The following is a 15,970-nucleotide window of genomic DNA, read 5'->3' as shown; positions in this document are numbered from 1 at the left end:
TCTCAGCACAGATTCAACAAAGCACAAAATGATTCAGCGAAACAGGTCGCGTGCTGCCGGCCTCAATAATTGCGATGCCCTTCCTCGTCCCGGACGATGATTGAACCCACGAATGATACACGCCGGCACCCGTGCAAGTTTTCCGCACACCAGTCCCGCGAGACAAGCCAGCTCATCGGCAACCGCCTCCACGCTGGCGTGCAGCTCGTAGCCGTCCGGATCGCGCTGTCCTCGATAATCAACCAGCGGAACCAGACCTGCGAGGCCAATTGCGACCTCGGAGAGACCTTCCCGCCACGGCCGACCAAAGCTATCGCTGATGATAACGGGAATTGAGAGCCGAAGCCTGCTCTGGAGATCACGGTGCAGAGTTTCCGCCGAGCGGTCGGGATCCTCGGGCAGGAGCACCGCGCTTTGGCCACCGTCCACGTTGGAAACGTCCACCCCGCTGTTGGCGCACACTAGGCCGTGTCGCGTTTCAGTAATCAGCACCCCGTTCTGCTGGCGCACGACGCGAGTGCTCTCGCGAAGCGCGAGTTCGATCACCCGCGGGTCCAGACCGTATTCCGCTGCCCATTGGTCAGCGGCAGCGCTGGGCTTGATGGTTGCGAGCGGAACTACACGGCCTTCGGCCTTGGAGATGATTTTGTGCTTGATGACCAAAATGTCTCCGGCCGCAAGGCGCAGTTTTTGCTTTTTAAGCGCGACAAAGAGTTTGTCGGCAACGGAATCGCCCGGCCGGATCTCAGGCAAACCCTGGATAGGAATGGCGCGAATTTCGGCTTGTTTCGTGGGCTTCAATCTCCCACAGCCAGGAGCCGGTCTGCGATCTTCCATCCACGCAGCAGGCGCTGTGCTCGCGTGTCGCCTCCCGCCGCCATAAGTTGGGAAAGATCGGCGGGGTTATCGACGTCCAGCCCAATACCCGGCAGGCGCAGCACCACACATTCCTTGCCGGTGGCCTGGGCAGCGTGCAGATGTGGCCCAAAACTGTCATTCCCAAAACGCAACGGAAAGAGCTCTGCCGGACGCCGCCAGACAGCGTTGCTCCCTCGGCCGTCCCATCCCGGCACCAACACCGAGCCTTCGCTCGGGGCAGCAGCGAGAATTTGCTCCAACTCCGAGCTTTGCACCAGTGGAATATCCCCGGGAATTACAAGCGTCCACTCCGCCCCTCGTGCTACACAGGATTCGGTTGCCATTTGAATGGCGTCGGTTTCGCTTCGATTTACCCGGTCTTCGATGATCTCGAACGAAAACTGACGGGCCAACTCGGTCGCGAACGGATCGCTGGTCACCACCGTGACATCCGGGCGCCCTCGCCAGTCTCCCAGGGCATGCATCACATCCTGCAGCATGGCCTCAGCGAGCGCGCGCCGCTCGGCGCGCTCGAGCACCGGTGAGAGCCTTTCCTTTGCATTTTCGAGGTTCTTCACCGGAAGCAAAATCATGCCCGTTTTGCCTCACGACTGCGATTGAGGGTGACGCGCAACACTTCCTTGGCCAGCGCGGCTTTATCTTCGGGTGTGCGCATCAGAGTCTTGGTGCAAAGTACTTCCAGGCCCAAAGCGCGAAGCCGCTCCGCCGGTGCCGCATCAGCTTCATCAACGATCAAGAGATTTAGAAAGTCGGTATAGGCCTGGGCAACACCGTCAATGGATACAGCCAGCCCTTGTGCTTCCATGAGCGCTCCCGCCGGCCCTGAGACAGCAGATCCGCCAATGATCGGACTCACGGCAGCGACCGTGGCATCGGTTTCCCGCAGCGCCTTCCGGATTCCCGGAACTGCAAGAATTGGTCCGATGCTGGTGATTGGATTACTGGGTGCAATCAGGACGGCATCCGACTCGCATATAGCCTCCAGCACCCCCGGGGCGGGTTTGGCCGCTTCCGCATTCACGAAGCGGACGCCGCGCAATGCCGGCCGATAGTGTTCGCGGACGAAGTATTCCTGGAAGGCGAGCTCGCCGTCTGGTGTTTGCACACGGGTTTCGACGTGCTCGTTCGTCATGGGCAGAATCAGTGAATGGATTCCCAGTTTCTCTGCAATGGCTGCGGTTGCTTCTGTCAGCGTTTTTCCGCCCGCGAGTAGTTGCGTTCGGGTCAGGTGCGTGGCCAAATCACGGTCGCCTAGCTGAAACCAGGCTGGCGCTCCGAAGCTGCGCATCGCGTCCAGACACTTGAATGTGTCACCTTCCACTCCCCAGCCGCGTTCTTTGCTGAGCAGTCCGGCCAATGCATACGTGATTGAGTCCAGATCCGGCGAAACGCGCAGCCCCCACCAGAGAAGATCGTCCCCAGTATTGACGATGACGTTCAGTTCCTTCGGCGGTAGCACCGCTTGCAGACCCTGGACAAATTTTGCGCCGCCGGTCCCCCCAGTGAGGACGCTAATCACGCAGCCCTCCGCGCATAGCCTTCAACGTCTGCCACTGCTCGGATTTTTTCGGCAGCTAAACCTGATCTCGCAGCCGCTGCTGGCAAAAACTCCGGGTACACCGGCAAGCGCTGCCGCAACTGATGTCCCTTCGCCTGCGTTCGGTTTTCTAAGTCTTTTAAATGCGGCCAGGGCGCTTCGGGATTGATGAAGTCTGGCGTCAATGGCGAGATGCCGCCCCAATCGTTGATCCCAGCATCGAGCAAGTCCTCGTATCCCGGAGCGGAAAGGTTGGGCGGTGCCTGGATGTTCATGTTGCCGAGCAGCAGCCGTGCCACGGCCACGGTTCGCAACATATCACCGGTGTTTGGCTCCGACCAATCCTGCATCGGAATGCCCGGCTTGGCGCGGAAGTTCTGCACGATCACTTCCTGAATGTGCCCGTAACGCGCATGGAGCTCGCGGATGGCAAGCAGGGTGTCAATCCGGTCTTCCAGTGTCTCTCCAATGCCGATCAGCAACCCGGTGGTGAACGGAATGTTCAGTTTGCCGGCGTCGGCGATGGTTTGCAGCCGCTTCGCAGGCAGCTTGTCCGGCGCATTGTCGTGTGCAGCCCCGGGAGCCAGCAGGGCTGTGCTGGTGCTCTCAACCATAAGTCCAAGGCTGGGCGAGTACGCGGCTAGTCTCTGCAACCACGCCGAACTCATCAGCCCCGGATTCGCGTGCGGGAGTAGGTTTGAGCGCCGCAACACCAGTTCGCACATGGCTTCCAGATAATGAAGGGTTGATCGGTAGCCCAGCTTTTGCAAGCTGGCGCGCATCTCGGGAAAAAGCAACTCCGGTTTGTCGCCCAGGCTGAACAAGGCTTCGGTGCAGCCTAGCTTCTCGCCCGCCTGGGCAACTGCGAGCACCTCCTCGGGCGTCATGGTGTGGGCTCCAGCGTCGTCCGGGTCGCGCCGGAAGACGCAGTAGCCGCAATAATCACGGCACAGGTTTGTGAGCGGAATGAAGACTTTCCGAGAATAGGTGATGGTGCGCGGTTTGAAGCGGTCCCTTACGGCACGAGCCGATGCGAGTAGCTGCGGAAGCAAATCATCCCCGCAGCCAATCAATGTGCACGCCATCGCGCGGGAGACTGGCAGACCGTCCCGCACCTCCGCCAGGTAGGAATCCAGCGGATAGCCTGCCGACAACGCGTGTTCGAGGTTTTCAATCACGATCTTGCAATGACCTGGGCCACGGCTGCCCTAAACGCCGCACCCGAATTCTAATATCTTCCTGATTTCGGCGCTTAGAGCTCATCAATCCCATTTTGATACCGCTTCCCCTAGTGTTTTCCTGTGCAGATGCCCATTCGCGATATGTCTTTCGCCGATGTTTCCACAGAGAATCTGATTGTTGTCCCCAGTTCCGGAAAGCGTCTTGAATTTGCCATGAAACCACACTTCTTTGACCGAAAGATGGTATCCACCGCCGAACAGGCCTTCGACCTCATCGAAAACATGCTGCAGTTTTCTACCGAGTTCTCCATTATTTGCAGCGACCTGGACGGTAATATCCTGCTCTGGAATGCAGGCGCTCAGCGGCTCTATGGCTACCACCCCGAAGAGGTCGTCGGCCGTGCCAATTCCGCCATACTGCATGCACCCGAAGACATTCAAGCAGGTAAACCAACAGCCATTCTTCAGGAGGCGCTTCGCGAGGGCAAATGGCAAGGGACGCTGGACCGCGTGCGCAAGAACGGCCAGCGATTTAAAGCTCGGGCTGTGCTCACGCCTCGGCGTGATCTATCGGGAAATGCAATTGGCTTCCTGCTGATCTCCAAAGACATTTCTGCCGAGATCTTAAATGACGAACTGAAAGGGATGCAGCAGCTCTTCCGCGATCTTCTCGAATCAGCACCCGACGGGATGGTGATCGTAAATAAGCGCGGAGAGATCGTGCTGGTTAACACCCAAACTGAGAACCTCTTTGGGTATAGCCGGGAACAGCTCCTGGGAGGCCCGGTGGAGCGCCTGATTCCTGCCCGTTTTCACGGGCAGCATTTGGTACATAGGCAAAGCTTTTCCTCCGATCCGCGCGCGCGTCCCATGGGCGCCGCTCTGGAATTATTTGCCGTGCATAGCGATGGTCACGAGTTCCCGGTGGAGATAAGCCTCAGCCCATTAAAAACACCAGAAGGGCTCCTGTTTACCGCCGCCATCCGGGACATCACGAATCGAAAACGAGCGGAGAAGAAATTTCATGGCCTGCTCGAATCCGCGCCGGACGCGATGGTAATCGTGGACAAGACAGGAGAGATTGTCCTCATCAATTCCCAGGCCGAAGCCTTATTTGGCTACTCCCGTAGTGAAGTTTTGGGCAAGCGGGTGGAGTTCTTGATCCCCAGTCGTTATCACGCGAGGCACGGTGGCCATCGGGATAGTTTTTTCTCTGCCCCCAAAGCTCGCCCCATGGGACGTGACCTGGAACTTTACGCATTGCGAAAGGACGGAACCGAATTCCCGGTCGAGATCAGCCTAAGCCCTTTGGAGACCGAAGAAGGCGGCTACGTTACCGCTGCCATCCGTGACATCAGCGACCGCAAGCTTATTTCGCAAACTCTGAAGGACCAAAATCTTGAATTGGAAAAGGCCAATCGCGCCAAGGACATTTTCCTGGCCAGCATGTCACACGAGCTGCGAACCCCGTTGAACGCCATCATTGGGTTCACCGGAACATTGCTCATGAAGCTGGCAGGGCCGCTCACTCAAGAGCAAGAACGGCAGCTCAAGACAGTTCAAACCAGTAGTCGGCATCTCTTGTCACTCATCAATGACCTGCTCGACCTGGCCAAGATTGACTCCGGCAAAGTGGAGATCACACTTGAGCCAGTGAATGGCCGGGAGGTGATCGATGAAGTCGTGACAACCTTACGCCCCCTTGCTGAACAAAAAGGCCTGCTCCTGACCACCGTCGTGCCGCAAAAAGAACTGATCTTTCGCAGTGACGGGCGGGCTCTGAAGCAAATATTGCTCAATCTTGCAAATAATGCCATCAAGTTCACAGAAAAAGGGACCGTGTCCCTGATGCTTCAGGAGCACGCACTGGATCCCGAAAATACTATCGAATTCGCGGTGAGTGATACCGGGATCGGAATTCGCCCAGGGGACAAAGAAAAGCTTTTTCGAGCTTTCAGCCAGGTCTCGGATAGCGGCTTGCGTCGAGAGGGTACAGGTTTGGGACTGCACCTCAGCCGAAAATTGGCGGAGTTGCTGGGAGGAAGTATCTCCGTGGAAAGTGAACCTGGAAGGGGCAGCACATTTCGGTTGTCGATAAAACAAGGTCAGACTGCGAAAAAATCTTATGCCCGCGCGAATTCTGGTAATTGAAGACAATCCGACGAATTTGGACTTAATGACCTACCTTCTCCGCGCCTGCGGCCACACGCTGCTTAGCGCCACCGACGGTGAAAGCGGCCTGGATCTCAGCCGCCGTGAAAAGCCCGACCTGGTGATTTGCGATGTGCAATTGCCCAAGATGGACGGCCGCGAGGTTGCAAAGCAATTCAAACTCGACGCTTCATTGCAAAAAATCCCGATCATTGCCGTAACTGCGTATGCCATGGTGGGTGATCGCGACCGGCTGCTGGCTGCGGGCTTCGACGGATACATATCCAAACCTATTGACCCAAGCATTTTCCTGCAACAGACGCAGGAGTTCCTCCCCGCCGAGCGTCACGCGACGAAATTACAGTTGCCTCACGAAATCCTCAAGGATGAGCCACAGGAAAACTCTCAATTTTTGGCGACAGTATTAGTTGTGGACGACTCGGAGGTTAATCTGAATTTTATGCGTACCCTGCTCGAGCCTTTTGGCTACCGGGTACTCACGGCCACCCGCCCCAATGAAGCCCTAACCACTGCCAGAGCGCGAAAACCGGACCTCATTATTTCCGACGTTCACCTGGCCCACTACAGCGGCTACGATTTGCCCAAACTGCTACGCGCCGACTCCAAGCTGGCATCGGTACCTTGCATCCTTATTTCCTCTACCGATACTGATGCTAGAGCCAGGAACAATGCCATAGCTGCGGGCGCCAGCCTCTTCATTCTTCGTCCCATTGAGCCGGAACAGCTGCTGGGAGAAATCAACCGCATTGCCAAGACCAATAGCTAAGCCATGGCTAACATTTTTGTCGTCGAAGACGATCCTGCCAGCCGCGATTACCTGCGCACCGTTCTGGGCCATTTCGGCCACACCGTAACCGAAGCCGCCGATGGCGCCGAGGCCCTCTCGAAAATCGCCCACTTGAACCCTGATTTGGTGATTAGCGACATCCTGATGCCCACCATGGATGGCTATGAGTTTGTGCGCCGGTTGAGGCAATCCCCAGCACTCGCGCATACGCGGGTAATTTTCTACAGTGCCACTTACCATCACTCAGAGGCAGCGGCATTGGCACGCAGTTGCGGAGCTCTTCGCGTAATCGCGAAACCTGCCGATCCCCAGGAACTGAACGGGGTCGTGGAAGAGGTGCTCAAACAATCGGTCACCGCAGTTTCATCGAATGAGGAAGTTTCCAGCGGGGCTAGCCTTCAACGTATTTCAGGCCGTTTGGCAGCCAGGTTTACTGAATTGAAAGCTGTCAGAGGCCGCTTGTCTGCACTGATCGAACTAGGCAAAGACCTGAGCTCCCAAACTGACCCCTCGCGCTTGGCAGAGACCTTTTGCAAGGGAGCACGCTATGTTCTGGGCGCAAAGTGTGCGGTGGTGGTGACGCTTTCTGCGGAAGACCGAACCCCTTGCTTTGCCACCAGCGGTTTCCTTCCCGAGTTCAAACCTCGCATTACCACTCAGGAAGTGGCATCCATGCTGTTCGAACTTGTTGGTGAAAATAAGAACTCTGTTTGTTGTGATCACACTTCAAGCGCTGTTCGAAAGCTCCAGGCTTTAGCGGACGCGGGACCAATTCGATCGTTGTTAGTCACGCGTCTCAGCGGGACAGGGTCGAAGTTATACGGCGTCTTTGCCGCCGCCAACAAGCTGGGAATTGAGCAATTCGATGCCGAAGAAGAAGACCTGGCAAACACCGTTTCCGGCCAGTTTGCCGTTGCTTACGAAAATCTCGGTCGCCAGCATGACTTGATGGTGGCCGAAGAAAAATACCGCACCATTTTCGAAAATGCGGTAGAAGGCATGTTTCAAGCCTTGCCCGGTGGCGTGTACACGGCCGCCAATCCTGCGCTTGCAAAAATATTTGGATTTGCATCGCCCCAGGAGCTTATGGCCACAACCACGGCACAGCAGCAGTACGTCCGCCGCGATGTACGCGAAGCCATGATCATGCGACTCACCGCCATTGGCGAAGTGGCGGGGTTTGAATACGAGGCTTATAGAAAGGATGGAAGCAAAATATGGGTCTCAAAATCAGTGCGCGCAGTCCCGGACGCCAGTGGATCAGTTCTGCATTATGAAGGCAGCGTCCAGGATGTTACCGCGCGCAAGCGGATGGAAGCCAAGGTCCGGATTTTGCTGGACTCCACCCCTGACGCCATGGTGATTGTTGGTGGCAACGGCAAAATAGCGGTGGTAAATAACCAGGTTGCAAAAGTATTTGGTTACACTCCCGAGGAACTGGTGGGACAAGAGTCGGAGATCTTGGTGCCGGAGCGCTTCCGAGCCAACAATCCCATATGTCGCAGTCCCAAAGCTTCTAATTCAGGATCAGTGATCAACGGATTAGATCTTTACGCCCGCCGCAAAGACGGTACTGAGTTCCCGGTTGATATCAGCACCAGCGCCGTGGAAACCGATGAAGGAGTTCTGCAAGCGGCCGCGATTCGCGACATCAGCGAGCGCCGCTTGCTGGAGGAGCAATTCCGGCAAGCCCAGAAAATGGAGGCAGTGGGCCGCCTCGCTGGGGGGGTGGCGCATGATTTCAATAATCTGTTGATGATCATCTCCAGTTACGGGCAGCTCATGCTGGACCAAAACTCCTTGACCGACTCCGCACAAAAACATATCAAGCAGATTCTGGGTGCTGCTGAACGGGCGGCGGCTGTCACCAAGCAACTTCTGGCATTTAGCCGGCGCCGTCAGCCGGCCACTACGGTTCTCGACTTGAACGTTGTAGTTCAGGACTTGGCCAAGATGTTGCCGCGCCTCCTGGGCGAAGACATTCAGATGAGCATTGAGCCGGCAAGTGAGCGGAGCACGGTCAAGGCGGACCTTACCTACCTTGATCAGATCATCATGAATCTGGCAGTCAATGCGCGCGACGCCATGCCTAAGGGAGGGCGATTGCGGATCAAGACTGCAAACATAGATGCGGACTCACCTTACGCGGCGGCACACCCGCCTTTAACGCCAGGCAAGTACGCGATGATTAGTGTTACTGATAACGGCACCGGCATGGATCAGGAGACTAAATCGCACATCTTTGAGCCGTTCTTCACTACCAAAGAACCGGGTAAAGGCACCGGTCTGGGCTTGGCGACGGTGTACGGAATCGTGCAGCAGAGCGGGGGTTGCATCCTGGTGGAAAGCACGCTGGGCGCGGGTACGACGTTTGAGGTGTATCTGCCACGTATTGCTGCCGCCCTGAGCAAGGATTCAGCGGGGGCCGTCGTCAGCAAAGTGCAGGCACGCGGCGAGACGATTCTGCTGGTGGAGGACGAAGCCGGCTTGCGGGCTGCAGCCACCGAGTACTTGGGGTTGAAGGGCTATACCGTCTTGCCCGCTTCAGGCGGCCCGGAGGCGCTTCGCATCGCGGAGAATCACCAAGATCCCATTGCCGTGTTGGTGACGGATGTGATCATGCCGGAAATGGGCGGAATTGAACTGGCAAAACGGCTCTTGCAACTCCGTCCGGCTCTGATGGTGGTATATATGTCCGGCTACAGCAACCAGGAACTCCCCGAGCGCGAAGACATCGTAGTGCTGCAAAAGCCCTTCGCGCTAAGTGTGCTGGATGAAAGCCTCAGGCGCCTCTTGGCGAAACAAACCGCGAAACAATCTGCCGCTCACGCGTAAATCGCGGCCAGAAATTCCGGTATTGACGTTCCCGTCCAGCAAACCTACGATTCAACTCCCAGGAGAACACAATGCCAGGCCATTCAAAAAAGCCTGTTTCGCCACAGCTCGATCGCCGGAGATTTATCGGAGGTACCGCTGCCACAGTAGGCCTCATGCTGGTGAAGCCGGAAACAGTATTCGGCACAAGCGCAAACTCCGCGGTTCGCGTTGGCCTGCTTGGTTGCGGCGGCCGCGGCACCGAGGACGCAACCCACGTTGTCGAGACCGGGGGCGCCCGCGTGGTCGCCTTGGCCGATTTGTTTCAGGACCAGCTCGATGTCGCCCGCGCGCACTTCGACCAGCTCCAAAAGGCGAAGGGCTACTCCGCGATTGATCCATCGCAGCTCTTTGTGGGTCCTGACGCGTACCGGCGCATCAACCACTCCAAGGAAGTGGACGCGGTGGTGATCGCCACCCCACCCTACTACCATCCCGTGCACTTCGAAGCTGCAGTAGCGGGCGGCAAACACGTCTATCTGGAGAAACCAGTTGGCGTGGACGTGCCCGGCGCTCTGAAGGTAGTCGACATTGCTAAGCGTGCCCAAGGCAAACTGAGCATGGATGTGGGTTTCCAAATTCGCGATTGCCCGCCTTTTGTTGAAATGGTTCGCCGTATTCACGGCGGGGCACTGGGAAAGATTGTCTGCGCCGAAGCCTATTACTTTGCGGGCTACGCCGATCGCCCTGCCTGGCCGAAGGCCTCCCCAACCGAGCTTCGCATCCGCAATTGGATGTATGACCGTGCTCTTTCTGGCGACATCATTGTGGAGCAAAACATCCACGTCATTGATATCTGTAATTGGGTGCTCAAGTCGCACCCCCTCAAGGCTACTGCCACCGGCGGACGCGGGGGGCGCCCGACTGATGGCGACGTCTATGGCAACTACCATGTTCTCTTCCACTATCCCGAGAACGTTGACGTGACTTTCAGTTCCACACAGTTTTGCAAAGGCTGGTGGGACGTCACCGAACGCTTCTTCGGCACCAAAGGCACCTCGCAGTCTCCATACGCCGGCCAACTCGGAATCTGGGGAGACGAACCCTGGCAGGCTCCAGGGTCGGGAGTAAGGGACAGCGACCCAAAGAATTTTTCAGCCACCGGCGCGTTCAACGACAACTTGCAGTTCGCCGATCCGGAGAAGAAGAAGGCGTTCGTTGCAAGTATTACCAGCGGCAACTTTCATAATCAGACAGCCAAAGGCGCGGAATCGGCCATTTCCTGCATGATGGCGCGCAAGGCCGCCTACTCCGGCCGGGAGGTCACGTGGGAAGAAATAATCAAATCCACCGAGGTGTATGACCCCGGGATTGATCTGACCCGGCTGAGCTAACAGCGGGAGCAGCGGCTGTTTCGTGTGCCGGAATATCGCTGCGTCTCTGAAAAGATTTCTTTAGTTCTCGCCGGTTACCAGCAGCGCCGCTCCTTCGCTGGTGTCTTTGTTGCTCGTGCCCCATACGGCGCTGGTGCCCCACACGGCGCTGAATCCGCTGTCGGTTCCCGTACCCCAAACCGCCGAGGTGCCCCAAACCGAAGGGCTCCCCCATCCCGACGACTGCGAGCCAACGAAGACACCGGTTCCCCATACTGCCGAGGTGCCCCAAATCGCTGAGGTGCCCCATACGGCTGAGCTATCGGGCAAGAAATAAACACTTTGCGAAGTCGCGTCGTAATGGGCGATCGGTGACTTAGCCGGAAGATTCGCAACCTCGGTACTGGAAAGTGCTGCCTGCAAGTCAACGTAACCGGCACCGATGGTGAACGCGTCGTATTGGCTGTTGTAGGTAGCGCCTGTGTTCGGATCCGTAGCTGAGCTGAACTGTGAGAAGGTCTTATAGGCCGTTTTCATCAGCCGGGCCTTTACTTGGTCCGGCGTTAAGTTGGGTTGCGCTTTGAGGAGGACGGCCACTGCGCCGCTCACAGCGGCTGCTGCCATGCTCGTGCCGCTCATTTGGTAATAGGCGCTTGAGACGGAGTTCGTACCTTTTGAATTGTAGTACTTGGTTGCGATCTGATTCATCGGATACGTTGTGTAGATGTATCCGTTCCCGGCAACGGCGCTGATTATCCTATTGCCTGGGGCCACCACATCTGGCTTCACGATGTGATCGAAGAGTGTCGGTCCTTTTGAGCTGTAGCTCGCAATCAGGTCGTCACTGCGGGTGCCTGTACCCATGGGCTTCATCGCGCCCACGGTAATTACGTAAGGATCATTCGCCGGTGCAGCGATGGTCGCGTATCCGTTAGTGGCAGCGGAGTTATCGCGACCGTTATTCCCGGCAGCAACCACTACAACGATACCCGCTTTCCAGGCTTGTTCCACTGCCTGGCATAGCGGGTCCTGCTGATAACTCTCGTAAACAGGTCGGCCCAGTGAAAGATTAATTACCCGGATGTTGTACTTCGATTTCAAACTGATGGCCGTCTGCAATGCCGATATGACGTAGCTGTCATTGCCATTGCCATACGCATCGAGTACGCGAAGGTTGATGATGTTGGCGTTGGGAGCAATTCCTGTGAACGTGATGAAACATGTCGGGCAGAGCGAAGACGCTCCGTTACCCGCGATCATGCCCGCGACGTGGGTCCCGTGGCCGTACTGGTCAATGGGAGAGGACGACTTGCTGGGAGATATGGGGGGAAGAAAACTCTGGCTGTAAACAATTCGATAGTTCTTTGCGGATCCAGCGACGGTTAAATCGTTATTCGTGCTGGTCGAAGTCCCTTCATTGATGCCGCTGTCGATCACAGCTACGCCCACGCCGCTTCCGTCATAGCCCAACTGCCAGGCATAGGGAGCATTGAGCGCGTTATCGTAAAAATCAGTAGTTGTTGAGGCCCGGGTCAGCTTTCGATCTTCGGAGATATATGTTACTTCCGGGTTTCTGGCCAAACCGGGGAGTGCCACCGCCGGAATTACCGCCCGGACAGCGTGAATGATTGAAAAGGACTGGATCCCCACCGCATGCTTGCCACGAAGCAAATTTAAATGGAGTTGGGTGGGTGCAGTACGGAATTGCACGATGACGCTTGCGGGAAGCCCGGTACGTCCTTGGAGTTCGGGCGCAAGCTTTGGCGTTCCCGCCAGGGCCACAATCGAACTCAGCAGCAGCGCGAAAATGATCAATACTTTCTTCACAGCAGCAACTTCTCCTGTTCGATTCTCTGAAGCTAACTAGTCGCCGAGAAGAACACTGTCACCCCAGAGGACGCTATCACCCCAAAGGACACTGTCACCCCAGAGCACGCTATCTCCCCACAGAACGCTATTACCCGAAAGTACCGACTGTCCGTTAATCGCGGTTCCCGACAGTACGGAGTTTCCCCAAACGGTTGACGCATCGAATGTCGCTGAATTACTCCAGATCGTAGTTGGATCGGAAATTACATACGCAATTCCGGTAGTCGCGTCGTAGCCAATGGAGGGCGACTTCGCAGATCCCGTAGTTGCGGGAGCGTCGTCTGTGCTTTCCAGTGCCGCCTGTATGTCCAAATATCCGGCGCCCACCGTGAACATGTCGTAATAGCTGGTATACGTGATGCCGGTGACCGCATCGGTGCTTGAACTGGAGCTGGGGAAGACCTTATACGAAGTCTTCATCAGGCGTGCTTTTACCTGGTCTGGCGTAAGACTTGGCTCTTGCTGCAAGAGCAGCGCAGCAGCACCGCTTACAACCGGTGTCGCCATGCTGGTTCCACTGAGCATGAAGTAGTGGGTGGAGGGAAGCACTGTCCCGCTCGCGCTGTAGTAGTTGGTCGGAAGGGCGTTCAAGGGGAATGACGTGAACAGCGTCACCCCAGTGCTCGCCAAGACGGAAATGATTTTGTTACCAGGAGCCACGATGTCCGGTTTGGCAATATGGTCAACGAGGGTCGGGCCCTTCGAGCTGAAGCTGGCGATCAGGTCATCGGCTCTGGTCGCACTGTTCATTGATTTCATCGCACCTACGGTGATCACATAAGGATCGTTACCAGGCGCGTTGATGGTTCCGTAGCCATTTGTGCCCGCTGCATTGTTGCGGCCATCGTTGCCGGCCGCTACTACCACGACGATGCCCGCGTTCCAGGCTGCTTCCACCGCCTGGCACAGAGGATCAACCGTGTAGTTCTCATAAACCGCTCGTCCAACCGACAGATTGATAACGCGGATGTTGTAGGTTGATTTGAGCTCGATCGCTTTCTGGATGGCTGCGATGAGACCGCTGTCTGTACCGCCACCGTGCTGATCGAGGACCTTAAGGCTAATCAAAGTCGCATTGGGTGCGATACCTGTGAACGTCATGGTGAAGCCGGCACCCCTTGAATTGTTGCCGTTGCCCGCGATAATTCCGGCCACGTGCGTGCCATGGCCGTACTGATCGGTAGGGTCCAGATTGACGAAATTTTCACTGTAAACAACGCGCGATTGAATCCCGGCACCATTGAAATCGGAACTTGGGCTGATGCCGCTGTCAATCACTGCCACACCGATTCCACTGCCATCCAATCCCAGGTTGGCGGCGTACGCTGCGTTTACCGCTTCCTCGTAGAAATCGGTTTCGGTTACCTTGCCCTTCAAGTGGCGGTCAAGAGAAACGTAAGCCACGTCCGGGTCGTTGGCCAAGTCGTCGAGAGCACTGGCAGGTATTCTGAATAGGCCACCTTTGACGGTTCTGCGAAAATCGTGCTTCAGCGCGCCGCCCTTTGCTTTCACTTTATTAAAGTGAGTGCTGGTGGGCCTCTTCTTGAACTGCACAATTACATCAACAAAGGAATTGCCGGAAACTTTATGGAGGTCCTTCGATAGCTTCGGCGACCGTGCGAATGCCAGACTTGTGATTAGAATCAGCGTGATCAGAACCAGCTGATTAAGAGCCCGAGCGGCGCCGCATCGCTCTTTCTCATTCCGGCGTCGGATTGGGTAGTTGCCTGACATAACTTGCTCACCCTCGCAGTGGATACAGTCCCCTTGACTACAGCACGCCAACTACCGACTGGGGTTCTGCAAACGGTTGATTCTGCACACATGAGCTAGGGGCTTCAGGGTTGAATGGGACAAAGTGTCCCATCCGCTTTGCCTACGGCCACTTTGGCGCAAGTTCGGAGGAAGGGGAAAACAGCAGTAGCGTAGACGTAAGGCTTAGTGCTTCGGGCGGAAGGACTCTTCGCCAACACCCCTAGGGGCTTGGTCCCTGGCAGGATTAATTGCGGAGAACCGCAGTCACGTACGCCTGCAGAGCTCGCTTAGCGGTGCTACATCTTGATTGTCACCACCCCTAACATTTCTGGAAGCACCTTCAACCCTGCGATGATTCGTGTCGGCTACTTTACGGCGAAGGACCACACGGAATTGAACAGAACGCCCTCGCCCTGATTCTGCGCAATATCCGACCCTGCGAACTTTTTCGACTTATTCACCGGGCGCAAAACGATTCCGTATTCGCCAGGGGCCAGGGCGGAAGAAGGAGAAATCTGGGCCTGCCCAGGTGCGGTCTTCTTATTCTGTGTGGGCATGCGCTGTTCGACGAAAGACGAATAAAGCTGCCAGTCTGTACCTTGGGCGATGTCCTGCTTGGCTTCCGTGGCTCCCACCAGGCGCCAGTTGTTAGAGGTGGGGACCAGCTTCACAATGCTGGGCTCGAATTCGTCAGGATTGATACCAGGGATGCCGGCGTAGTTGACCTCGAATGCCGGCGTATTTGAGGCGACGGTAGTTGCCGACTTGGGAGTGGGTATCGCCCAGACATAAGTGAAGCTCGGCTTGCGATGGCCCATTATTCCGCCCATCACTCCGCCTGCTGCGTTAACTGCGGAAGCTCCGGCGTAAGAGCCACTATGCGCGGCTGCGGACCATGCCGCCTGCTGCACACCAACCTGCAGCGCTTGGGTGAGAGCGGCGTCAGTGGCCAGTGCCCCGAGTGAATTAGCTTTTGCTTTGGTTTGGGCGACTTGGGTTTTCTCCAGCGCGAGTGGCAGTTTCGAATTTTCCTGCAGTAAGTTAACCGCCGGCTGTCCTGACGCGGCCGGCCCGCTGGAGGCCGGCGCGGATGCCGTTGCGGCCGATGCCGCAGTGTTACGCTTGTTCTTTTGCGCCGCCAGCATCGCGTCCATCACACTTTGACTCACGCCCGCTTTCTGCAGGGCGATGAGCCCGTTCGCAGAGGTATCGAATTGCGTCTCGTTGGCCTGGATTGCGTTAATAATGACGCTCTCAGGCAGGTGGTTCTTGGTCATGCTCACAACATCGTCGTTGCTCAGGGGCTTGCTCTGCTGCGCCACAACTAGCGCCACACTCAGCAGCACACAAGCGATCAGGCTGGCTCGGAAACTCTTGAACATGGGAGGCCTCCCGGAAAATTGAGGAATGGATCCAAGGGCCGAGTTACTGGCGCGACATTGTCTCACTCCGCCGACATATGTCAAGTGAGTTTAGGGCGAAAGGACGCCACTGGGCTTGCCGGCCCTGCGCCTGAACGTTGCTATGGAACGAGCGGCAATGAAAAGTGAAACATTGGTCCCCGGCCCAGCTGGCTTGTCACTCCGATTGTGCCGCCTTGTAA

11 protein-coding genes are annotated in these 15,970 nt (G+C 56.6%); 4 read left to right on the top strand and 7 right to left on the bottom strand.

The genetic code is table 11. The annotated features are described in order from the left end of the window. Positions 1-33: 33 nt before the first annotated feature. Genes cofE through cofG form a run of 4 tightly spaced genes read right to left on the bottom strand, consistent with a single transcriptional unit; the run spans position 34 to position 3,594 of the window. Complete coding sequence (cofE, locus tag VFA76_14665) at positions 34-801, bottom strand: coenzyme F420-0:L-glutamate ligase (GenBank protein ID HZR33085.1); 768 nt, start codon at positions 799-801, stop codon at positions 34-36. After that, positions 798-1,451, bottom strand: a complete 654-nt coding sequence (gene cofC, locus VFA76_14660) for a 2-phospho-L-lactate guanylyltransferase (GenBank protein HZR33084.1) — start codon at positions 1,449-1,451, stop codon at positions 798-800. Before cofC ends, cofE begins: the two co-directional genes overlap by 4 nt. Next, the gene (cofD, locus tag VFA76_14655; GenBank protein HZR33083.1) at positions 1,448-2,398 is read right to left on the bottom strand and encodes a 2-phospho-L-lactate transferase; all 951 of its coding nucleotides are present in this window, start codon (positions 2,396-2,398) and stop codon (positions 1,448-1,450) included. Before cofD ends, cofC begins: the two co-directional genes overlap by 4 nt. Beyond that, positions 2,395-3,594, bottom strand: coding sequence for a 7,8-didemethyl-8-hydroxy-5-deazariboflavin synthase CofG (gene cofG / locus VFA76_14650; protein ID HZR33082.1), 1,200 nt, complete (start codon positions 3,592-3,594; stop codon positions 2,395-2,397). The genes cofD and cofG overlap by 4 nt, the downstream gene beginning before the upstream one ends. 216 nt (positions 3,595-3,810) lie before the next feature. Between cofG and VFA76_14645 the strand changes: the two genes are divergently transcribed. The 4 genes from VFA76_14645 to VFA76_14630 all read left to right on the top strand — a co-directional run bounded on the left by VFA76_14645 (position 3,811) and on the right by VFA76_14630 (position 10,764). Next, positions 3,811-5,748: a PAS domain S-box protein gene (locus VFA76_14645; protein HZR33081.1), complete on the top strand. Its 1,938-nt coding sequence runs from the start codon at positions 3,811-3,813 to the stop codon at positions 5,746-5,748. Further along, complete coding sequence (locus tag VFA76_14640) at positions 5,723-6,535, top strand: response regulator (GenBank protein ID HZR33080.1); 813 nt, start codon at positions 5,723-5,725, stop codon at positions 6,533-6,535. Before VFA76_14645 ends, VFA76_14640 begins: the two co-directional genes overlap by 26 nt. A 3-nt stretch (positions 6,536-6,538) precedes the next feature. After that, positions 6,539-9,391, top strand: a complete 2,853-nt coding sequence (locus VFA76_14635; protein HZR33079.1) for a response regulator — start codon at positions 6,539-6,541, stop codon at positions 9,389-9,391. Positions 9,392-9,462: 71 nt separating this feature from the next. Beyond that, entirely contained in the window at positions 9,463-10,764 is a 1,302-nt protein-coding gene (locus VFA76_14630) for a Gfo/Idh/MocA family oxidoreductase (GenBank protein ID HZR33078.1), read from the top strand. A gap of 60 nt (positions 10,765-10,824) precedes the next feature. Here VFA76_14630 and VFA76_14625 read toward each other — a convergent pair whose 3' ends face one another. From VFA76_14625 to VFA76_14615, 3 genes are all read right to left on the bottom strand, one after another. Next, positions 10,825-12,570: a S8 family peptidase gene (locus VFA76_14625; protein HZR33077.1), complete on the bottom strand. Its 1,746-nt coding sequence runs from the start codon at positions 12,568-12,570 to the stop codon at positions 10,825-10,827. A 36-nt stretch (positions 12,571-12,606) separates the two neighbouring features. Further along, positions 12,607-14,346 (bottom strand): S8 family peptidase, encoded by a 1,740-nt coding sequence (locus tag VFA76_14620; protein HZR33076.1) that lies wholly within the window; start codon positions 14,344-14,346, stop codon positions 12,607-12,609. 386 nt (positions 14,347-14,732) lie between these two features. Next, positions 14,733-15,749 (bottom strand): hypothetical protein, encoded by a 1,017-nt coding sequence (locus VFA76_14615; protein HZR33075.1) that lies wholly within the window; start codon positions 15,747-15,749, stop codon positions 14,733-14,735. Positions 15,750-15,970 lie beyond the last annotated feature (221 nt).

It is taken from the genome of Terriglobales bacterium, assembly GCA_035651655.1.
GTDB lineage: Bacteria > Acidobacteriota > Terriglobia > Terriglobales > Acidobacteriaceae > DASRFG01.
The sequence above is the reverse complement of the archived record's forward strand: the minus strand, read 5'-3'. Positions and strand labels throughout refer to the sequence as shown.